The following is a 15,709-nucleotide window of genomic DNA, read 5'->3' as shown; positions in this document are numbered from 1 at the left end:
CAGACGTCAGATCACTCGTAGAGGACCGCCGCGATGTCGGGGTCTTCCATGTTGGTGGCGTCGTACCAGTACGAGCCGGTGTCGTAGAACTCCTCGACGGAGTCGCCGTTGGCCGCGTCGAAGGCCGCCTGGACGACCTGCTCGCCGATGCCGATCGGGTCCTGCGTGATGGCGCCGGCCATCGTGCCGTTCTTGATGGCTTCGATCTGCGCCGCACCGGAGTCGAACCCGATGATGGTGAGCTTGCCCTTCTCGAGGCCGAGCTCGCCGACGGCGTTCACGACGCCGATGGCAGAGCCCTCGTTGGTGCCGTAGATGCCCTTGAGGTCAGGGTGCGCCGCGATCATGGCCTTGGCGATGTCCGCCGACTTCAGGTGGTCGCCGTCGCCGTACTGGATGTCGACGATCTCGATGTCCGGGTAGTCCGCCTCGATCTTCTCGACGAAGCCGTCACGGCGCTCGACACCGGTCGAGTTGATCTGGGAGTGGCCGACGATGGCGACCTCGCCCTCTCCGCCGATCAGCTCTGCCATGTGCTCTGCGGCCAGGGCTCCCGCGACCTTGCTGTCGGTCGCGGAGAGGCTCAGGCCCACGTCGCCGTTGCACGGGGCGTCGAAGTAGACGACCGGGATGTCCTTCGACTTCGCCTGCTCGAGCGGAGCGACGCAGGCCTCTGGGTCGAGGGCGGCGTAGGCGATGGCATCCGGGTTCTTGTCGATCGCCGTCGTGAGCATCTCGAGCTGCTGCGCGATCTCGGTCTCGGCCGCTGGGCCTTCGAAGGTGATCTCGACGCCGAGCTCCTCCGCCTTCTGCTCGGCGCCCGTCTTGACGGCCTGCCAGAACTGGTGCTGGAAGCCCTTCGACACCAGCGCGATGTACATCTCGCCGTCGCCGGCGCCTCCGCCCCCGCCGTCGGTGCCGCCCTCTTCGATGATGTCGCCGCCGCCTGCGCAGCCCGCCATCACGAGCGCGGATGCGGCCATGAGTGCCGCGAATGCGGTCTTCTTGCCAAATCGCATGGAAACTCCATTGTTCTGTGGATGCCGGCCTCACGGTCGGCGCTGTGGTGGATAGGGATAGGGAGGGAGAGGATCAGGTTCGCTGGCGGTTGCGCAGCGAGTCGAGGAAGACCGCCAGGAGCACGACGACGCCGACGACGATGTTGCGCCACTCGGTCTGGATCGACAGGATGCTGAGGCCGTTGACGAGCACGCTCATGATGAGGGCGCCGATCACGGTGCCGATGATCGAGCCGCGTCCGCCGAGCAGCGACGTGCCGCCGATGATGACCGCGGCGATCGCCTGCAGCTCGTAACCGGTTCCGATCTGCGGCTGCGCCGAGTCGAGGCGGGAGGCGATGACGACGCCGGCGATGCCGGTGAAGGCGCCGGCGAACATGTAGACGAAGATCGTCCAGCGCCGGGTGTTCACACCCGACAGCCGCGTGGCCTCCTCGTTCGAGCCGATCGCGAAGGTGTATCGGCCGAGCAGCGTCTTCGAGAGCACCAGGAACGCGATGATCGCGAGCACGGCGGTGATCAGCACGGCGTTCGGGATGCCAGGGATGATCGCGCCGAGCGCGATCCGCTTGAAGTCCGGTGCCGAAGTCGAGAAGTAGATCGGCGCGACCCCGGAGATCACCAGGGCGAGTCCGCCGGCGATCATCATCATCGCGAGCGTGGCGATGAACGGCGGCAGCCGCAGGAACGTGACGTTGAAGCCGTTGATCAGCCCCATCAGCACACCGGTGGCGATGCCGCCGATGACGCCGATCCAGACCGGCAGCCCCATGTTCGTGATGAACACGCCGGTCATGACCGAGCACAGCGCCATGCCCGTTCCCAGCGACAGGTCGATACCACCGGTGATGATGACGAACGTCGTGCCGAGGGCCAGGATGCCGATGACCGCTGTCGACAGCAGCACGGAGGCGATGTTGCTGAACGTGAAGAAGTTCGGGCTCGCGAGAGAGAAGAAGATCAGCAGGACGACGAGCGTGCCGAAGGCCAGCGACTGCTGCACCTGTCGCTTGAGGAACGCACGGGTGTCGCGCTTGTCGGTGTTCTCGTTCACGGCCTGCTGGATGACGGTCGTCGTCGATCCGGACTGTTCTGGGGTGCTCATCAGTCTTCCTCCCCGTGGGCTGCGAGTTGCATGATCTTCTCCTGGCTGGCTTCTTCGTTGCGGAGGGTTCCGGTGATGCGACCGTTCGCGAACACGGCGATGCGGTTCGCGACGCGGAGGATCTCGGGCAGCTCCGACGAGATGACGATGATCGACTTCCCGGCATCCGCCAGCTGCTGCATGAGCCGGTAGATCTCCTCCTTGGCACCGACGTCGATGCCTCTGGTCGGTTCATCGAAGATGAGGATGTCGCAGTCGCGCATGAGCCACTTGGCTATGACGACCTTCTGCTGGTTACCGCCCGAGAGCAGCTTCACGACCTGGTTGACCGACGGGGTCTTCACCCGCAGCTGCTGCACGTACTCCTTCGTGCGCTGCTTCGCCTTGCTGTCGCCCATCCAGCCGATGCCGTTCGCGTACGAGTCGAGCGAGGCGAGGACCGTGTTGAACGTGACGCTCTGCTCGAGCATCAGGCCGAGGCGCTTGCGGTCTTCCGAGAGGTAGCCGAGGCCCAGCTTCACGGCATCCGCCGGCTGGCTGATCCGCGCCGCGCGACCGCCGACCTGGATGACGCCGCCATCTCGGGGATCCGCACCGATGATGGCCCGAGCCGTCTCGGTGCGACCTGCGCCCATGAGCCCGGCGAACCCGAGGATCTCGCCCTTGTGGAGCTGGAAGGAGACGTCCTTCAGCAGTGTCTTCGTCGTGAGGCCCTGCACGTCGAGCACGACAGGGTCGCCGAGGTGCTCACGTGCCTCCGGGCGGGTTCCCTCGTCGATCACGCGCCCCACCATCATCTCGATGATCTTCGGGACGCTGATCTCGCTCTTCTCCAGTGATCCGATGTATCGGCCGTCTCGCAGCACGGAGACGCGGTCGGCGAGACGACGCAGCTCATCCATGCGGTGCGAGATGTAGACGATGCCGGTACCACTCGCCTTGAGTTGCTCGATGAGCACGAAGAGAGTCTCGACCTCGCTGTCCGTCAGTGCGGACGTCGGCTCATCCATGATGAGCACCTTCGCGTTGAACGACAGCGCCTTGGCGATCTCCACCATCTGCTGCTCGGCGACCGTGAGCTCTCCCACGAGCCGGCGAGGGTTGAGATCGATGTGCAGGCGCTGCAGGAGCTCAGCGGTCTGCCTGTTCAGCCGGCGCTCCGACAGCAGCAGCGCCGAGGTGGGTTCCCGGCCGATGTAGATGTTCTGCGCCACCGTGAGATCGGGCATCAGGTTGAGTTCCTGATGGATGATCGTGATGCCCAGCTGCTGCGCCTGCAGCGGACTGGTGAGCTCCACTTCCTGGCCCTCGAAGGTGATCGTGCCCTCGTCGCGGGTGTAGATCCCCGACAGGATCTTCATGAGCGTCGACTTTCCGGCACCGTTCTCGCCGACGAGCACGAGCACTTCGCCGGAGTGCACTTCGAGGTGCACATCCTGGAGCGCTTGGACACCGGGGAAGCCCTTGCTGATGCCTTCCACCCTGAGGATGGGATCGCTCATGTACTCACCTGCTTCCTTGAAGGTCGGGGGCGGACTCCCCTGTACGGGAATCCGATCAAACATCGGATCAATTGTCTATCAGCATCGGCTCTGACGCAAGTTGTATCTAAATGTACCTATCCGCGTGCTGTCATGCTAGACCTGTAATAACAACTTCGTCACGGATGCGCGCGAGCGCAGGAGAGAGGAGCCCACATGCTCATCGGCGCGCACGGACTGGTCTTCACCGGAACCTTCGACGAGGCGGGCCTGCGGCGCGCGATCGAGGGCACGAGGACGGCCGGCTTCGACCTCGTGGAGATCCCCTTGATGGATGCCGCGGGCTTCGACTCCGCGTTGGCCTCGCGGATGCTGCAGGACAACGGCCTCGCGGTGACGGCATCGCTCGGGCTGACGCCTGCGACCGACCTCACGAGCGAGGATCCCGCGGTCGTCGCATCCGGTGTCGCGATGCTGGACCGCTGCCTGGACCACGTCGCGACCATGGGCGGCGCCGTGCTGTGCGGCGTGATCTATTCGGCGATGGGCAAGTACATGGCGCCGACCACCGCGAAGGGCATCGAGAACAGCCGCGCGGCGATCTCCGAACTGGCATCGACGGCCGCGGCACGCGGCATTCGCCTCTCGCTCGAGGTCGTGAACCGCTACGAATCGAACGTCTTCAACACCGGTCGCGGCGCGCTCGCCTTCCTCGACGGCGTCGCAGGAGATGTCAGCGTGCACCTGGACACGTACCACATGAACATCGAGGAATCGGACTTCTTCCAGCCCGTCCACGATGTCGCGAAGGCGGGGAAGCTCGGCTACGTGCACATCGGTGACAGTCATCGCGGCTACCTCGGCACCGGCACAGTCGACTTCGCGACCTTCTTCCGCGCCCTTCACGACGTCGCCTATGACGGACCTGTCGTGTTCGAGTCGTTCTCGTCGGCTGTCGTCAGCGCCGAGCTCAGCAACACGCTCGGCATCTGGCGCAACCTCTGGCAGGACTCTGACGATCTCGCCGCGCACGCGAACCGGTTCATCCGCGATGCACTGCACGCGGTCGAGACCATCGATCGGCACTGATCCCTACACGGAGGCGTGCCCGACGACGCCCTTGCGCAGCAGCGCGTTGCCGTACTTGCGGGTCTCGCCGGTGCGCACCATGAGGTACGCGGGCGCGGCGAGTTCGTAGTACGCGAAGCGTTCGACGAACCGGGTGGACTCGACGGTCGTGCCCGCGGCATGCATGAGCTCCTGCTGCACGTCGAGCACCTCGCCGTCGGCGGATTCCATCAGGTCGAGGCCTGGCGCATCGTCGAGAGGGATCACGGTGCGGATCGCCGCCAGCACTTCGGGAGTCGTCGTGCCCGGCAGATCGATCACGCGCTCCCCCAGCGCCCAGGCCGGAAAGTGCGCATCCGCGATCACGACGGCATCCGAGTGCCCCATGCGGTCCAGGTGCAGCAGCATCTCGCCGGTGAGCAGCGGATTGATTCCTTCGAGCATCGGTTCCTCCTCAGTCAGTGGTGGCCGGGATGAGCCCATCGGCGACGAGCTCTGCCCAGAAGTCGTCCGGGATCGCGAGGGCTGCGAGCTCGGCGTTCTGCCGCACCTGCTCCGGACGTGAGCTGCCCAGCACGACCGACCGGGTCGCCGTGTCGCGCAGGGGGAATTGGATGGCCGCCGCAGGCAGCGGCACCTCGTGCGCACGGCAGACGGAGACGATGCGCTGCAGCCTGTCCCAGATCTCGTCGGGCACGCCGCCGTACTCGTAGCGGCCGTCGCGCGTCGGCTCGGCTTTCGCGAGCAGGCCGGAGTTGAAGACGGATGCCGCGACCATTCCCGTGCCGCGATCATGGCATGCAGGCAGCACCTCGGTCGCGGCCGGCTGCTCGAGCAACGTGTAGCGCCCGGCGACCATGATGATGTCGAGGTCGGCCTCGCGCACCGAACGCGCCAGCGCCTCCGCCGTCATCGATCCGACACCGATCGCCTGTACGCCGCCCTCGGCGCGGATCGCCTCCAGCGATGGAAAGGCCTCCGCCAGTGCGAGGTCGAGATCATGACGTTCGGGGTCGTGCAGATAGACGAGGTCGATCCGGTCGAGCCCGAGTCGCTCGCGGGATTCGTCGAGCGACGCGCGGATGCCGGCATCCGAGAAGTCCCACACCCTCTGCAGGTCGTCCGGCACGAAGAAGTCATGCGCGATGTCGAGGCCGCCGTCGTGGTCGGGGTTCGGCCGCAGGAGTCGCCCGGCCTTGGTGGAGAGCACGAACTCGTCTCGCGGCTTGGTCTGCAGGAACGCGCCGAGGCGTCTCTCCGAGAGTCCGAGGCCGTAGTGCGGCGCGGTGTCGTAGTAGCGCACCCCGCTGTCCCACGCGGCATCCAGCACCGCCCATGCCTCGTCGTCGGAGAGCTCTCGGAACAGGTTCCCGACGTTCGCGGCACCGTAGCCGAGCGTCGGCAGCTGCAGCTCAGTCGATGACATGCGCGCCCTTCCAGGTGTACTTCGCGACGGTCTCCGCCTTCATCTCCATACTGGCGCCCGGAGCCGTCGGCGCCATGTACGAGCCGCCCTGGATGTCGGTGGGCACGACGAAGTGCTCGTGCAGGTGATCGACGAACTCGATCAGTCGCCCCTCGCGGGTGCCCGTCACGGCGACGAAGTCGAACATCGACAGATGCTGCACGGCTTCGCACAACCCGACGCCGCCGGCGTGCGGGCAGACCGGGACGCCGAACTTCGCGGCGAGCAGCAGGTTGGCGATGTTCTCGTTGACACCGGCGACGCGCACGGCGTCGATCTGCATGACCTCGATCGCGTTCGCCTGGAGCAGCTGCTTGAAGATCATCCGGTTCTGCGCGTGCTCACCCGTGGCCACGCGGATGGGGGCGATCGCCCTGGCGATCTCTGCGTGACCGAGGATGTCGTCGGGGCTGGTGGGCTCTTCGACCCAGGTCGGATGGAATTCCGCGAGCGCCTTCACCCACTCGATCGCCTCCGACACCTCCCAGCGCTGGTTGGCGTCGATCGCGATCGGGAAGTCGGGGCCGACGACCTCGCGGGCCTTGCGGAACCGGCGGATGTCGTCGTCGAGGTCGGCTCCGACCTTGAGCTTGATCTGCGTGAAGCCGTCGGCCAGTGCCTCGCGGGCGAGCCGCTCCAGCTTCTCGTCCGAGTAGCCCAACCAGCCCGGACTCGTGGTGTAGCCCGGGTAGCCGGTGGCCAGCAGCTCGGCCTCGCGTTCCTCCCGTCCCTCCGCGCCGGCGCGGAGGATCTCGAGCGCATCCTCGGGGGTGAGCGCGTTCGTGAGGTAGCGGAAGTCGACCAGCGAGACGAGCTCCTCCGGCGTCATTCGTGCGAGCAGCTGCCACAGCGGCAGGCCGGCGCGCTTGGCCTTGATGTCCCAGAGCGCGTTGATCACTGCACCGATGGCCATGTGCATCACGCCCTTCTCCGGGCCGAGCCAGCGCAGCTGGGAGTCGCCGACGATGTCGCGGAACGTGCTGCCCATGTCATCCAGCAGCGGCTCGATCTCGCGGCCGACCAGGTGACCGGCGAGCGCATCGATCGCCGCGACCTGCACGTCGTTGCCTCGACCGATCGTGAACACGAACGCGTGGCCCTCGACACCGTCGCCCGCGTCGGTCCGGATCACGACGTACGCCGCCGAGTAGTCAGGATCGGGGTTCATCGCGTCTGAACCGTCGAGGCTCAATGACGTGGGAAAGCGGATGTCGGTGGTGTCGAGTGCGACGACGCGGCTCACGGGGATTCCTCTCCTCGTGCAGCACGAAGATTCTGCACGGATCCTTTGGAGTGTAAACATCGGATGTCTATACTGTCAATCAGACGTGCCGCCGGACGGCGGCTTCCCCGAGAGGCTGGAGAACCATGAAGTTCGCGCGGCTTGGCGCCCCTGGATCCGAGATTCCCGTCCTGGTTGACGGTGATCGTCACTTCGATCTACGGCCCGTGACATCCGATGTCGACGGTGATTTCCTCGCCGGAGATTTCCGCGCACGCGTCGGCGCTGCGCACGCCGCGGGTGAGCTCCCTGAGCTCGAGGGCGCAGCGGATCTCCGCATCGGCGCGCCGATCGCACGCCCGAGCGCCGTCATCTGCATCGGCATGAACTACGCCGCGCACGCCGCGGAGTCCGGCTCGGAGCCGCCGACGATCCCGATCATCTTCCTGAAGACACCGAACACCGTGGTCGGGCCGAACGATGATGTGACGATCCCACGGGGCAGCGTGAAGACCGACTGGGAGGTCGAGCTCGGCATCGTCATCGGGGCACGTGCCGCCTACCTCGACTCCACCGAGGAGGCCGACGCCCACATCGCCGGCTACGTCGTCGCGAACGACGTGTCGGAGCGCACCTTCCAGATCGAGGTCTCCGGCGGACAATGGTCGAAGGGCAAGATCGCGCCTGGATTCAATCCCACCGGCCCCTGGCTGGTCACCCCCGACGAGGTCGATGTGGACGACCTGAATCTGAAGAGCTTCGTGAACGGCGAACCCCGCCAGGACTCGAACACGTCCGACATGATCTTCGACGTGCGCACGATCGTGCACCACCTCTCGCAGTACGTCACGCTTGAGCCCGGCGACCTCATCCTCACCGGCACCCCGCAGGGCGTGGCGCTGTCCGGCAAGTACCCGTATCTGACGGCGGGCGATGTCGTCGAGATCGAGATCGAGGGCCTCGGTCACCAGCGGCAGAACTTCGTGGCATGGGAGGCGACCCGATGAACGGCACCTTGGAGGGCCTCGTCGCGATCGTCACCGGTGGCGCCTCGGGCATCGGCGCCGCGATCGCCGCACGGCTGCACGCCGACGGTGCGCAGATCGCCGTGCTCGACCGCGACACGTCGGGCGCAGACGAGCGCTTCGCTGCGTTCACTGCCGACGTCTCGGATCGGGCCAGCGTGGATGCTGCGGTGGCGGCCGTCGCCGAGAAGTTCGGTCGCATCGACATCGTGATCAACAACGCCGGCATCGGCGCCCAGGGCGACATCGGCGCGAACGACGACGGCGAATGGGCACGGGTGCTGTCGGTCAACGTCACCGGCATCGCACGCGTGACCGCGGCCGCCCTCCCCTGGCTGCGCAGTTCGCCCGCCGCAGCGGTGTGCAACACGGCATCCATCGCGTCGACCACTGGCCTCCCGCAGCGCGCGCTGTACTCGGCGTCGAAAGGCGCCGTCTCGGCGCTCACGAGAGCGATGGCGACCGACCACCTGCACGAGGGCATCCGCGTCAATGCCGTGAACCCCGGCACGGCGGATACCCCGTGGGTGGGGCGCCTGCTCGATTCGGCGGCCGACCCCGCCGCTGAGCGCGCCGCGCTGAAGGCCCGCCAGCCCCACGGCCGGCTGGTCTCGGCCGACGAGGTCGCCGGCGCCGTGCTGTATCTGGTTTCTCCGGCATCCGGCTCGACGACAGGCACCTTCATCGAGGTCGACGGCGGCATGGCGCAGTTGCGTCCGCGTCCCGCGTAAGGGCGGGGGGTCGAGGTCAGCGGATGCCGTAGAAGGCGAGCGCGTTCGACCAGAACACCTTCTCGGTGTCGAGCCCGCGCGCCTTCGCCCAGCCGTGAAGCGTGTGGAACCAGTCGTCGCGGTTGCCTTCGACGTACACGGTGGCGTCGGGACTGCTGGTGTCGACGGACGACACCGGCCAGTCGCTGCCCCACATCATCCGGTCTTCGCCGAACGCGTCAGCGGCGACGTCGAGGAACGGTTCCATCTGGTCCTCGTCGATCATCCCGGTCGATTCAGCCGGCAGACCCGACAGCTTGACGTACACGTTCGGATGCGCGGCCAGTTCCTTCAGATCTCGGATCCACTCGGCGCTGGGCCGCAGCGGTGCATCCTCGGTGCCGATCGCGGGCTTGCCCAGGTGATCCAGCACGATACGCAGATCCGGGACAGCTTCTGCCAGAAACACGACGTCGCCGATCTGGTGGGCACGCACACAGGCATCGAACGTCAGGCCGCGAGCGGCCACCTCACCGACGCCTTCGATGAAGTCGGCGCGACGCGCGAATCCGTCCCGCTCACCCTGCAGCAGATGCCGCACGCCGACGACCCGTTCGAACGCCCCGAGGGCATCGAGATGCTTCCCGAGCGTGCGCTTCCGATCGAGCCGTGCGCCCGCGACGATGCCGACCACTCCGGCGGCGAGTGCGATCGACTCGATCCAGCGCACCTCGTCGATCGCCTGCTTCTCGACGGGATCGGCCTGCACGAAGATCGCAGACTCCCCGTCGACATCCTGGATCCTGTCGGCGCGCAACTCCTCGGCAGCGAAGCGGGCATCGAGATCACCCTCCAGCCAGCGGTAGGTGAGAATGCTCGGGTCCCAGAGATGCAGATGTGAGTCGAGAACGCGCATTCCCCCATCCTGCCCCAGACATCCGATCAATCGCTAGGATGGCGGAATGGCAGTCACCGATGAGGCGATCGAGAAGATCAAGGCGATGATCGTGTCCGGCGAACTGTCCCCCGGAGACCGCCTCCCCCCGGAGAAGGAGCTCTCCGAGCGCCTCGGCCTCTCGCGCAATTCCATGCGCGAGGCGGTGAAGGCCCTCGAGGTCATCCGCGTGCTCGATGTGCGCCGCGGCGACGGCACGTACGTCACCAGTCTCGAGCCGCACCTTCTGCTCGAGGCGATCTCGTTCGTCGCCGACATGCACGACGACGATTCGCTGCTCGAGATCTTCGCCGTGCGGCGGATGCTGGAGTCCCAGGCGACCGGGCTCGCCGCCACGCTCGGCACGTCCGAGGCGATCGACGCGCTGCACGCCGAACTGGACGGCGTCGAGACCGACGTCTCCATCGACGCCCTCGTCGAGCACGACATCCGCTTCCACCGCGAGATCGTCCGCATGGCAGGCAACGCCTATCTCGCCAGCCTCATCGAGAGCCTCAGCGGACAGACCGTGCGTGCGCGCATCTGGCGCGGTCTCACCGAGCAGGGCGCGGTCGAGCGCACCCTGTCGGAGCACCGCGGCATCGCCGATGCCCTCGCACAGCGCGACCCGAACCTCGCCACGTCACTGGCCACCGCGCACATCGCCGGCATCGAGCGCTGGCTCCGCCAGGCGGCGGCCGTCACCGAAAGCGGCGCCGAGTCGTAGCATCCGCTCGCAGGCGACGGCTACGCCTCGATCCGCCCCATCGCGGCCTCGAACTCCGCAGCGGAGCTGTCGCTGACTGGATGCTGCAGCACCTGATCCAGCACGTCGGGTGCGGCGGTGAAGTACGGCACTCCTGCGGTTCGCAGCGACACGATGTCGTCCGCCGAGCGCAGGCTCGCGGCGAGCACGTTCGTGCCGCTTCCCGCGCACACGGCCTGCATCTCGGGGATCAGGGCGTCGCCGTCGACACCGGCGTCGCGCAGCCGTCCGAGATACGGCGCGATGTACGTCGCTCCGATGCTCGCCGCCGCGAGCGCCTGCGCCACCGAGTACACGGCCGTGATCAGCACGCTCGCACCGTCTGCGACGAGACGGGATGCCGCGGCGAAGCCCTCGGCCGTGGCCGGCACCTTCACCGCCACTCGGTCGCCGAGCGCGCGGATCGTGTCGGCGTTGCGCAGCAGGTCGACGCGCGAAGCTCCCCAGGTCTGGAAGAAGATCTCCCGCGCGCCCTCCGCCTCCCACTGCGAATACAGCGACGGGATCTCGGCCGCCGTGCGGCCCCCGCGCTCGAGGATCGTCGGGTTCGTGGTGACGCCGTGCACCACTCCCGCCGACAGCAGCCGCGAGACCCGTTCGATGTCGGCGCTGTCGACGTACAGGCGCGGGGCGATGGCGGCAGGGGGCATGGGTTCGACTCCTTGTGACGAACCTGTCGTTACAAGTTCGGGTTCGGCTAATGTAATGACAGGACTCGGCCCCTGTCAAAGAGAGCCGCGCAGAAGGAGATCCATGACCACCCCATCCACCGAAGGACGCAACGGCGTCGTCATCGTCGGCAGCGTCACGGCGGATGTGACCACCTTCTCCCAGCGCCTTCCCGCACGAGGCGAGACCATCCTCGGGGATCAGTTCACGCTGATGCTCGGCGGGAAGGGTGCGAACCAGGCCGTGGCGGCCGGCCGTGCCGGAGCTCTGACGAGTTTCGTCGGCTGCGTCGGCGACGACCTCTTCCACGATCTGGTGGTCGACGGCCTGACGGAGGCCGGCGTCGACCTCACGCATCTGCGCACGGTCCCCGGCCCGACCGGCGTCGCGCACATCCGTGTCGACGCCTCGGCGCAGAACGACATCGTGATGGTGCCGCTCGCCAACGCCGAGCTGAACACCGCGCAGATCGACGAGGCGCTCGACGCGCTCGCGCCGACCACCTCCGTGCTGCTGACCCAGCTCGAGACGCCGTCCGCGCTGACCGCGCACATCACCGCCAAGGCGCGTGCACTCGGCATGACCGTGATCCTCGATCCGGCCCCGGCGGCTCCGCTGCCCGCCGAGGTCTGGGCGAACATCGACATCGTCACCCCGAACGAGACCGAGGCGTCGGTGCTCAGCGGCATAGAGGTGAGGGATGCCGCGACCGCAGAGCAGGCCGGGCGGTGGTTCCTCGGCCACGGCGTCGGCGCCGCCGTCATCACCCTGGCCGCTCAGGGCTCGTGCGTCGTCACGGCAGAAGGAGCGGCACTCGTGCCGCCGCTGCCCGTCGAAGCCGTCGACACCACAGCTGCCGGCGACGCCTACGCCGGTTACCTCGGAGCAGCCCTGGCCGACGGCGCCTCACTGACCGACGCGGTGCGCCTGGCCACGGCCGCCGGCGCTCTCACCGTCACGAAACAGGGCGCGTCGCCCAGCCTGCCCGTCCGTGCGGACGTGGACGCCTTCCTGGCGGCCAGAGTCTGACCCTCAGAAGATCAGGAGCCCGAGATGCGCAAGACCTCGACCACCATCAATCCGGCGCTCTCGCGCGTGATCAGTGAGACCGGCCACACCGACCTGCTCGTGGTCACCGACGCCGGCCTGCCCATCCCTCCCGGATCCGAACGGATCGACCTGGCCTATCGCCCTGGCGCCCCCGCGTTCTTCGATGTGCTCGACACCGTGCTCGCCGAGATGGTCGTCGAGGGCGCGACGGTGTCCGCCGAAGTCGCCGAACGGAGCCCAGAGGTGCTGCAGGGGCTGCGGGAGCGGTTGCCGCACATCGACATCGAACTCGTGCCGCACATCGAGTTCAAGAAGCTGACTCACGGCGCACGCGCCTTCGTGCGCTCGGGCGAGTTCACGCCGTACGCCAACGTCATCCTGCACGCGGGGGTGGCGTACTAGATGACCACGCCGGCGACCCGACCCGCACCGACCGACACGATCGACCGGCATTCGGCCGCGCCGATGTACGACCAGCTGCGTCAACTGATCATCGACGGCATCACCAGAGACGGGCTGCAGCCCGGCGATCCGCTGCCCGGTGAGCACCGGCTGTGCGAGCGGTACGGCATCTCGCGCACGGTCGTGCGCCAGGCGCTCGCGCAGCTCGAGCACGAAGGGCTCGTCGAGCGGGTCAAGGGCAAGGGCACCTTCGTGTCGCGCCCTCGCACGAGCGAGGCGCTCGTGCACACCCTGATCGGCCTCTTCGACGATGTCGAACGACGCGGCGGGCACGTGCACAGCGACATCCTGCGTCACGAGCGCACCGAGGCCGACGCCGACGTCGCGGCAGCCCTCGAGGTGCCCGTCGGTTCGCCCGTCGTGGCCCTGGAGCGACTGCGCCACGTCGACGGCGAGCCGTGGTCGCTGTCGACGACCTGGATGCCGGATGCCGTCGGCGCCCTCACCCTCGGCGTCGACCTGTCCGAGGCATCGTTGTACCGCGTGCTCGCCGAGCACGGCATCCGGGCTGCCGACGGTGTGCGCTCGGCGGAGGCGACCGTGGCGACCCACGATCAGGCCCAGCAGCTGGATGTCAGCGCCGGGTCCGCACTGCTGCGGCTGCGCAGCATCAGCCGCGATGAGCAGGGGATGCCGATCGAGTACTTCATCGCGTTGCACCGCGGCGACCGCTCGCGGTTCGAGTTCCAGCTGCGTCAGGAGCAGTCGCAGGCGTCGCTGTTGCACGTCGACGGCGACGGCAGCGCGTCGCGAGCCGGTACAGTCTCTCTCTGAGGGTGTGCGCACACCTCGGAAGGGACGATGATGGTCGAAGAGCAGCCCCGCCGGCGCGACGATCCCGCACCGCCGCTGGCCGACCTGAGCACCCGCCCGAGTCCGGTTCCAGGACCGTTGACGAAACCGGCACCGGTCATCCGCCCGCAGCGGAAGCGCAGACGCTGGGTGTTCGTGATCGCGGCACTGATCGTTCTGGCCGGGCTGATCGCCGGTGGGATCGCGTGGAGCAACTCGCTGCAGGCCGCACCGCAGACCTCGCATTCGGACACCGCGCTCGACGCCGGGCATCCGCACGCGCTGCACAGCCCCGTCTGACCGCACGGCTACGCTCGGATCCATGACCTCCTGGACCAGCACCGCCATCTCCCTGCTGGAAGCAGACGCCAATCGCAGTGCCGACACGCACCTGCACGTCTTCCCCCTCCCGCTCGAGTGGGGCATCGACCTCTACCTCAAAGACGAGTCCGTGCACCCGACCGGCTCGCTCAAGCATCGCCTCGCACGCTCGCTGCTGCTCTACGGGCTGGTGAACGGGCGCATCAACGAGGGCACGACGCTGGTCGAGGCGTCCAGCGGATCCACCGCCGTCTCAGAGGCGTACTTCGCCCGGATGCTCGGGCTCGACTTCGTCACCGTCGTGCCCCGATCGACCAGCCCGGAGAAGATCGCGCTGATCGAGTTCTACGGCGGCCGCTGCCACTACGTCGACCGCGCACCCGACATGTACAGCGAGGCCGAGCGCCTGGCATCGGAGTGCGGCGGGCACTACCTCGATCAGTTCAGCTACGCCGAGCGGGCGACCGATTGGCGCGGGAACAACAACATCGCCGAGAGCGTGTTCAGCCAGCTCTCCCTCGAGCGGCATCCGATTCCGGAGTGGATCGTGGTCGGCGCAGGCACCGGTGGAACGAGTGCGACGTTCGGACGGTACGTCCGCTACCGCCAGCATCCCACCAAGGTGGCCGTGGTCGACCCGGAGGGCTCGGCGTTCTACGGCGGCTGGAGCACGGGCGCCGCCGACTACACGACCGGCACGCCCAGCCGCATCGAGGGCATCGGTCGTCCCCGCGTCGAGCCGTCGTTCGTGCCGGGCGTGATCGACGAGATGCTGCAGATCCCCGACGCCGCGTCGATCGCCGCGATCCGCCTGCTCAGAGAGCGCACCCTGCACTGGGCGGGCGGGTCGACCGGGACGAACCTCGTGGGCGCGTTCCAGCTGATCTCGCGCATGCGCGCAGCCGGACGCCAGGGCAGCGTCGTCACGCTGATCTGCGACGGCGGCGCCCGCTACGCCGGCACGTACTACTCCGACGAGTGGGTCGCATCCCAGGGCTGGGATCTCGCCCCGCACCGGGCCAGGCTCGACCGCTTCCTGGAGACCGGCGCATGGGACGCGTGACGCGGCTACGCTGACGGCATGACCACTCTGATCCTCACCGTCGCCGGATCCGACCGCCCGGGCCTCGTCGCGGCCGTCGCCGACGTCGTCGACACCCACGGCGGCAACTGGGAGAACAGCCAGCTGAGTGAACTGGCCGGGGTCTTCGCCGGAGTGATCCAGGTGTCGGTGACGCCCGAGCACCAGGAACACCTCACGTCGGCGCTGCGCGCCCTCGACGGTCTGCTCACGGTCGCCGTGCACGCCGGAACGGATGCCGTGCCCGCTGCTGCGCAGCCCATATCGCTGCAGATCCTCGGCAACGACCGGCCGGGCATCGTCCGCGAGATCTCCGGGGTGCTGCAGGCGCGCGGTGTCAGCATCGAGAAGATGGGCACCGAGACGAAGGACGCGGCGATGGCCGGCGGCCGCCTGTTCGAGGCGTCGGTGACGGCCGAGGTACCGGCATCCGCAGACCTCGACGCGCTGCGCGCGGACCTCGAGCGCCTCACCTCCGAGCTTCAGGTCGACATCACGCTGACCTGACGCCCCCTCCCACCCGGGCCCCCTCGTACCTA

The 15,709-nt window shown here is 67.6% G+C and carries 18 protein-coding genes; 10 read left to right on the top strand and 8 right to left on the bottom strand.

Annotation, left to right across the window (positions count from 1 at the left end; translation table 11 throughout):
• Window positions 1-11: 11 nt before the first annotated feature.
• The 3 genes from ACNPNP_RS01995 to ACNPNP_RS01985 form a co-directional block, all read right to left on the bottom strand.
• The gene (locus ACNPNP_RS01995; protein ID WP_448964393.1) at window positions 12-1,019 is read right to left on the bottom strand and encodes an ABC transporter substrate-binding protein; all 1,008 of its coding nucleotides are present in this window, start codon (window positions 1,017-1,019) and stop codon (window positions 12-14) included.
• 73 nt (window positions 1,020-1,092) lie between these two features.
• Window positions 1,093-2,124: an ABC transporter permease gene (locus tag ACNPNP_RS01990; protein WP_448964392.1), complete on the bottom strand. Its 1,032-nt coding sequence runs from the start codon at window positions 2,122-2,124 to the stop codon at window positions 1,093-1,095.
• A complete protein-coding gene (locus ACNPNP_RS01985) occupies window positions 2,124-3,626 on the bottom strand; it encodes a sugar ABC transporter ATP-binding protein (RefSeq protein ID WP_448964391.1) in 1,503 nt (500 codons plus the stop codon). The genes ACNPNP_RS01990 and ACNPNP_RS01985 overlap by 1 nt, the downstream gene beginning before the upstream one ends.
• 195 nt (window positions 3,627-3,821) lie before the next feature.
• On the opposite strand from ACNPNP_RS01985, the gene ACNPNP_RS01980 reads away from it, so the two are divergent.
• Window positions 3,822-4,694, top strand: coding sequence for a sugar phosphate isomerase/epimerase family protein (locus ACNPNP_RS01980; protein ID WP_448964390.1), 873 nt, complete (start codon window positions 3,822-3,824; stop codon window positions 4,692-4,694).
• 3 nt (window positions 4,695-4,697) lie between these two features.
• On the opposite strand, the gene ACNPNP_RS01975 is transcribed toward ACNPNP_RS01980, so the two are convergent.
• Genes ACNPNP_RS01975 through ACNPNP_RS01965 form a run of 3 tightly spaced genes read right to left on the bottom strand, consistent with a single transcriptional unit; the run spans window position 4,698 to window position 7,381 of the window.
• Complete coding sequence (locus ACNPNP_RS01975) at window positions 4,698-5,117, bottom strand: RbsD/FucU family protein (protein WP_448964389.1); 420 nt, start codon at window positions 5,115-5,117, stop codon at window positions 4,698-4,700.
• 10 nt (window positions 5,118-5,127) lie between these two features.
• Window positions 5,128-6,099, bottom strand: coding sequence for an aldo/keto reductase (locus tag ACNPNP_RS01970; RefSeq protein WP_448964388.1), 972 nt, complete (start codon window positions 6,097-6,099; stop codon window positions 5,128-5,130).
• Window positions 6,086-7,381, bottom strand: a complete 1,296-nt coding sequence (locus ACNPNP_RS01965) for an enolase C-terminal domain-like protein (RefSeq protein WP_448964387.1) — start codon at window positions 7,379-7,381, stop codon at window positions 6,086-6,088. Before ACNPNP_RS01965 ends, ACNPNP_RS01970 begins: the two co-directional genes overlap by 14 nt.
• A gap of 125 nt (window positions 7,382-7,506) precedes the next feature.
• Here ACNPNP_RS01965 and ACNPNP_RS01960 point away from each other — a divergent pair, with 125 nt between their 5' ends.
• On the top strand, window positions 7,507-8,367 hold the full coding sequence (locus ACNPNP_RS01960; RefSeq protein ID WP_448964386.1) for a fumarylacetoacetate hydrolase family protein: 861 nt from the start codon (window positions 7,507-7,509) through the stop codon (window positions 8,365-8,367).
• The gene (locus tag ACNPNP_RS01955) at window positions 8,364-9,116 is read left to right on the top strand and encodes an SDR family NAD(P)-dependent oxidoreductase (RefSeq protein WP_448964385.1); all 753 of its coding nucleotides are present in this window, start codon (window positions 8,364-8,366) and stop codon (window positions 9,114-9,116) included. The genes ACNPNP_RS01960 and ACNPNP_RS01955 overlap by 4 nt, the downstream gene beginning before the upstream one ends.
• 16 nt (window positions 9,117-9,132) lie before the next feature.
• On the opposite strand, the gene ACNPNP_RS01950 is transcribed toward ACNPNP_RS01955, so the two are convergent.
• Window positions 9,133-10,011, bottom strand: coding sequence for an amidohydrolase family protein (locus tag ACNPNP_RS01950; protein ID WP_448964384.1), 879 nt, complete (start codon window positions 10,009-10,011; stop codon window positions 9,133-9,135).
• Between the two features lie 46 nt (window positions 10,012-10,057).
• On the opposite strand from ACNPNP_RS01950, the gene ACNPNP_RS01945 reads away from it, so the two are divergent.
• Entirely contained in the window at window positions 10,058-10,756 is a 699-nt protein-coding gene (locus ACNPNP_RS01945) for a FadR/GntR family transcriptional regulator (RefSeq protein WP_448964383.1), read from the top strand.
• Window positions 10,757-10,776: 20 nt separating this feature from the next.
• Here the strand turns inward: ACNPNP_RS01945 and ACNPNP_RS01940 are convergent, their stop codons facing one another.
• On the bottom strand, window positions 10,777-11,445 hold the full coding sequence (locus ACNPNP_RS01940; protein WP_448964382.1) for a transaldolase family protein: 669 nt from the start codon (window positions 11,443-11,445) through the stop codon (window positions 10,777-10,779).
• A 103-nt stretch (window positions 11,446-11,548) separates the two neighbouring features.
• Between ACNPNP_RS01940 and ACNPNP_RS01935 the strand changes: the two genes are divergently transcribed.
• From ACNPNP_RS01935 to ACNPNP_RS01910, 6 genes are read left to right on the top strand one after another with little or no spacing between them, the layout of a single operon-like run.
• Complete coding sequence (locus ACNPNP_RS01935) at window positions 11,549-12,493, top strand: ribokinase (RefSeq protein WP_448964381.1); 945 nt, start codon at window positions 11,549-11,551, stop codon at window positions 12,491-12,493.
• Window positions 12,494-12,517: 24 nt separating this feature from the next.
• Window positions 12,518-12,916: a D-ribose pyranase gene (rbsD, locus tag ACNPNP_RS01930; protein WP_448964380.1), complete on the top strand. Its 399-nt coding sequence runs from the start codon at window positions 12,518-12,520 to the stop codon at window positions 12,914-12,916.
• A complete protein-coding gene (locus ACNPNP_RS01925) occupies window positions 12,917-13,750 on the top strand; it encodes a GntR family transcriptional regulator (RefSeq protein ID WP_448964379.1) in 834 nt (277 codons plus the stop codon).
• A gap of 30 nt (window positions 13,751-13,780) precedes the next feature.
• A complete protein-coding gene (locus tag ACNPNP_RS01920; protein ID WP_448964378.1) occupies window positions 13,781-14,068 on the top strand; it encodes a hypothetical protein in 288 nt (95 codons plus the stop codon).
• A 22-nt stretch (window positions 14,069-14,090) separates the two neighbouring features.
• Window positions 14,091-15,152 (top strand): L-cysteine desulfhydrase Cds1, encoded by a 1,062-nt coding sequence (gene cds1, locus ACNPNP_RS01915; RefSeq protein ID WP_448964377.1) that lies wholly within the window; start codon window positions 14,091-14,093, stop codon window positions 15,150-15,152.
• An 18-nt stretch (window positions 15,153-15,170) separates the two neighbouring features.
• Window positions 15,171-15,677, top strand: a complete 507-nt coding sequence (locus ACNPNP_RS01910) for a glycine cleavage system transcriptional repressor (RefSeq protein ID WP_448964376.1) — start codon at window positions 15,171-15,173, stop codon at window positions 15,675-15,677.
• The last annotated feature ends 32 nt before the right edge of the window (window positions 15,678-15,709 follow it).

The sequence above is a fragment of the Microbacterium xerophyticum genome, assembly GCF_053543555.1.
This window is presented reverse-complemented; position numbering and strand designations above follow the sequence as displayed.

Excerpts from the sequence above, each read along its gene's own strand:
- ACNPNP_RS01975 (WP_448964389.1), bottom strand. The coding sequence starts at position 5,117 with ATGCTCGAAGGAATCAATCCGCTGCTCACCGGCGAGATGCTGCTGCAC.
- ACNPNP_RS01920 (WP_448964378.1), top strand. The coding sequence starts at position 13,781 with ATGGTCGAAGAGCAGCCCCGCCGGCGCGACGATCCCGCACCGCCGCTG.
- ACNPNP_RS01980 (WP_448964390.1), top strand. The coding sequence starts at position 3,822 with ATGCTCATCGGCGCGCACGGACTGGTCTTCACCGGAACCTTCGACGAG.
- ACNPNP_RS01935 (WP_448964381.1), top strand. The coding sequence starts at position 11,549 with ATGACCACCCCATCCACCGAAGGACGCAACGGCGTCGTCATCGTCGGC.
- ACNPNP_RS01950 (WP_448964384.1), bottom strand. The coding sequence starts at position 10,011 with ATGCGCGTTCTCGACTCACATCTGCATCTCTGGGACCCGAGCATTCTC.
- ACNPNP_RS01910 (WP_448964376.1), top strand. The coding sequence starts at position 15,171 with ATGACCACTCTGATCCTCACCGTCGCCGGATCCGACCGCCCGGGCCTC.
- ACNPNP_RS01985 (WP_448964391.1), bottom strand. The coding sequence starts at position 3,626 with ATGAGCGATCCCATCCTCAGGGTGGAAGGCATCAGCAAGGGCTTCCCC.
- ACNPNP_RS01990 (WP_448964392.1), bottom strand. The coding sequence starts at position 2,124 with ATGAGCACCCCAGAACAGTCCGGATCGACGACGACCGTCATCCAGCAG.
- ACNPNP_RS01995 (WP_448964393.1), bottom strand. The coding sequence starts at position 1,019 with ATGCGATTTGGCAAGAAGACCGCATTCGCGGCACTCATGGCCGCATCC.
- ACNPNP_RS01925 (WP_448964379.1), top strand. The coding sequence starts at position 12,917 with ATGACCACGCCGGCGACCCGACCCGCACCGACCGACACGATCGACCGG.
- ACNPNP_RS01970 (WP_448964388.1), bottom strand. The coding sequence starts at position 6,099 with ATGTCATCGACTGAGCTGCAGCTGCCGACGCTCGGCTACGGTGCCGCG.
- cds1 (WP_448964377.1), top strand. The coding sequence starts at position 14,091 with ATGACCTCCTGGACCAGCACCGCCATCTCCCTGCTGGAAGCAGACGCC.
- ACNPNP_RS01955 (WP_448964385.1), top strand. The coding sequence starts at position 8,364 with ATGAACGGCACCTTGGAGGGCCTCGTCGCGATCGTCACCGGTGGCGCC.
- ACNPNP_RS01945 (WP_448964383.1), top strand. The coding sequence starts at position 10,058 with ATGGCAGTCACCGATGAGGCGATCGAGAAGATCAAGGCGATGATCGTG.
- ACNPNP_RS01940 (WP_448964382.1), bottom strand. The coding sequence starts at position 11,445 with ATGCCCCCTGCCGCCATCGCCCCGCGCCTGTACGTCGACAGCGCCGAC.
- rbsD (WP_448964380.1), top strand. The coding sequence starts at position 12,518 with ATGCGCAAGACCTCGACCACCATCAATCCGGCGCTCTCGCGCGTGATC.
- ACNPNP_RS01960 (WP_448964386.1), top strand. The coding sequence starts at position 7,507 with ATGAAGTTCGCGCGGCTTGGCGCCCCTGGATCCGAGATTCCCGTCCTG.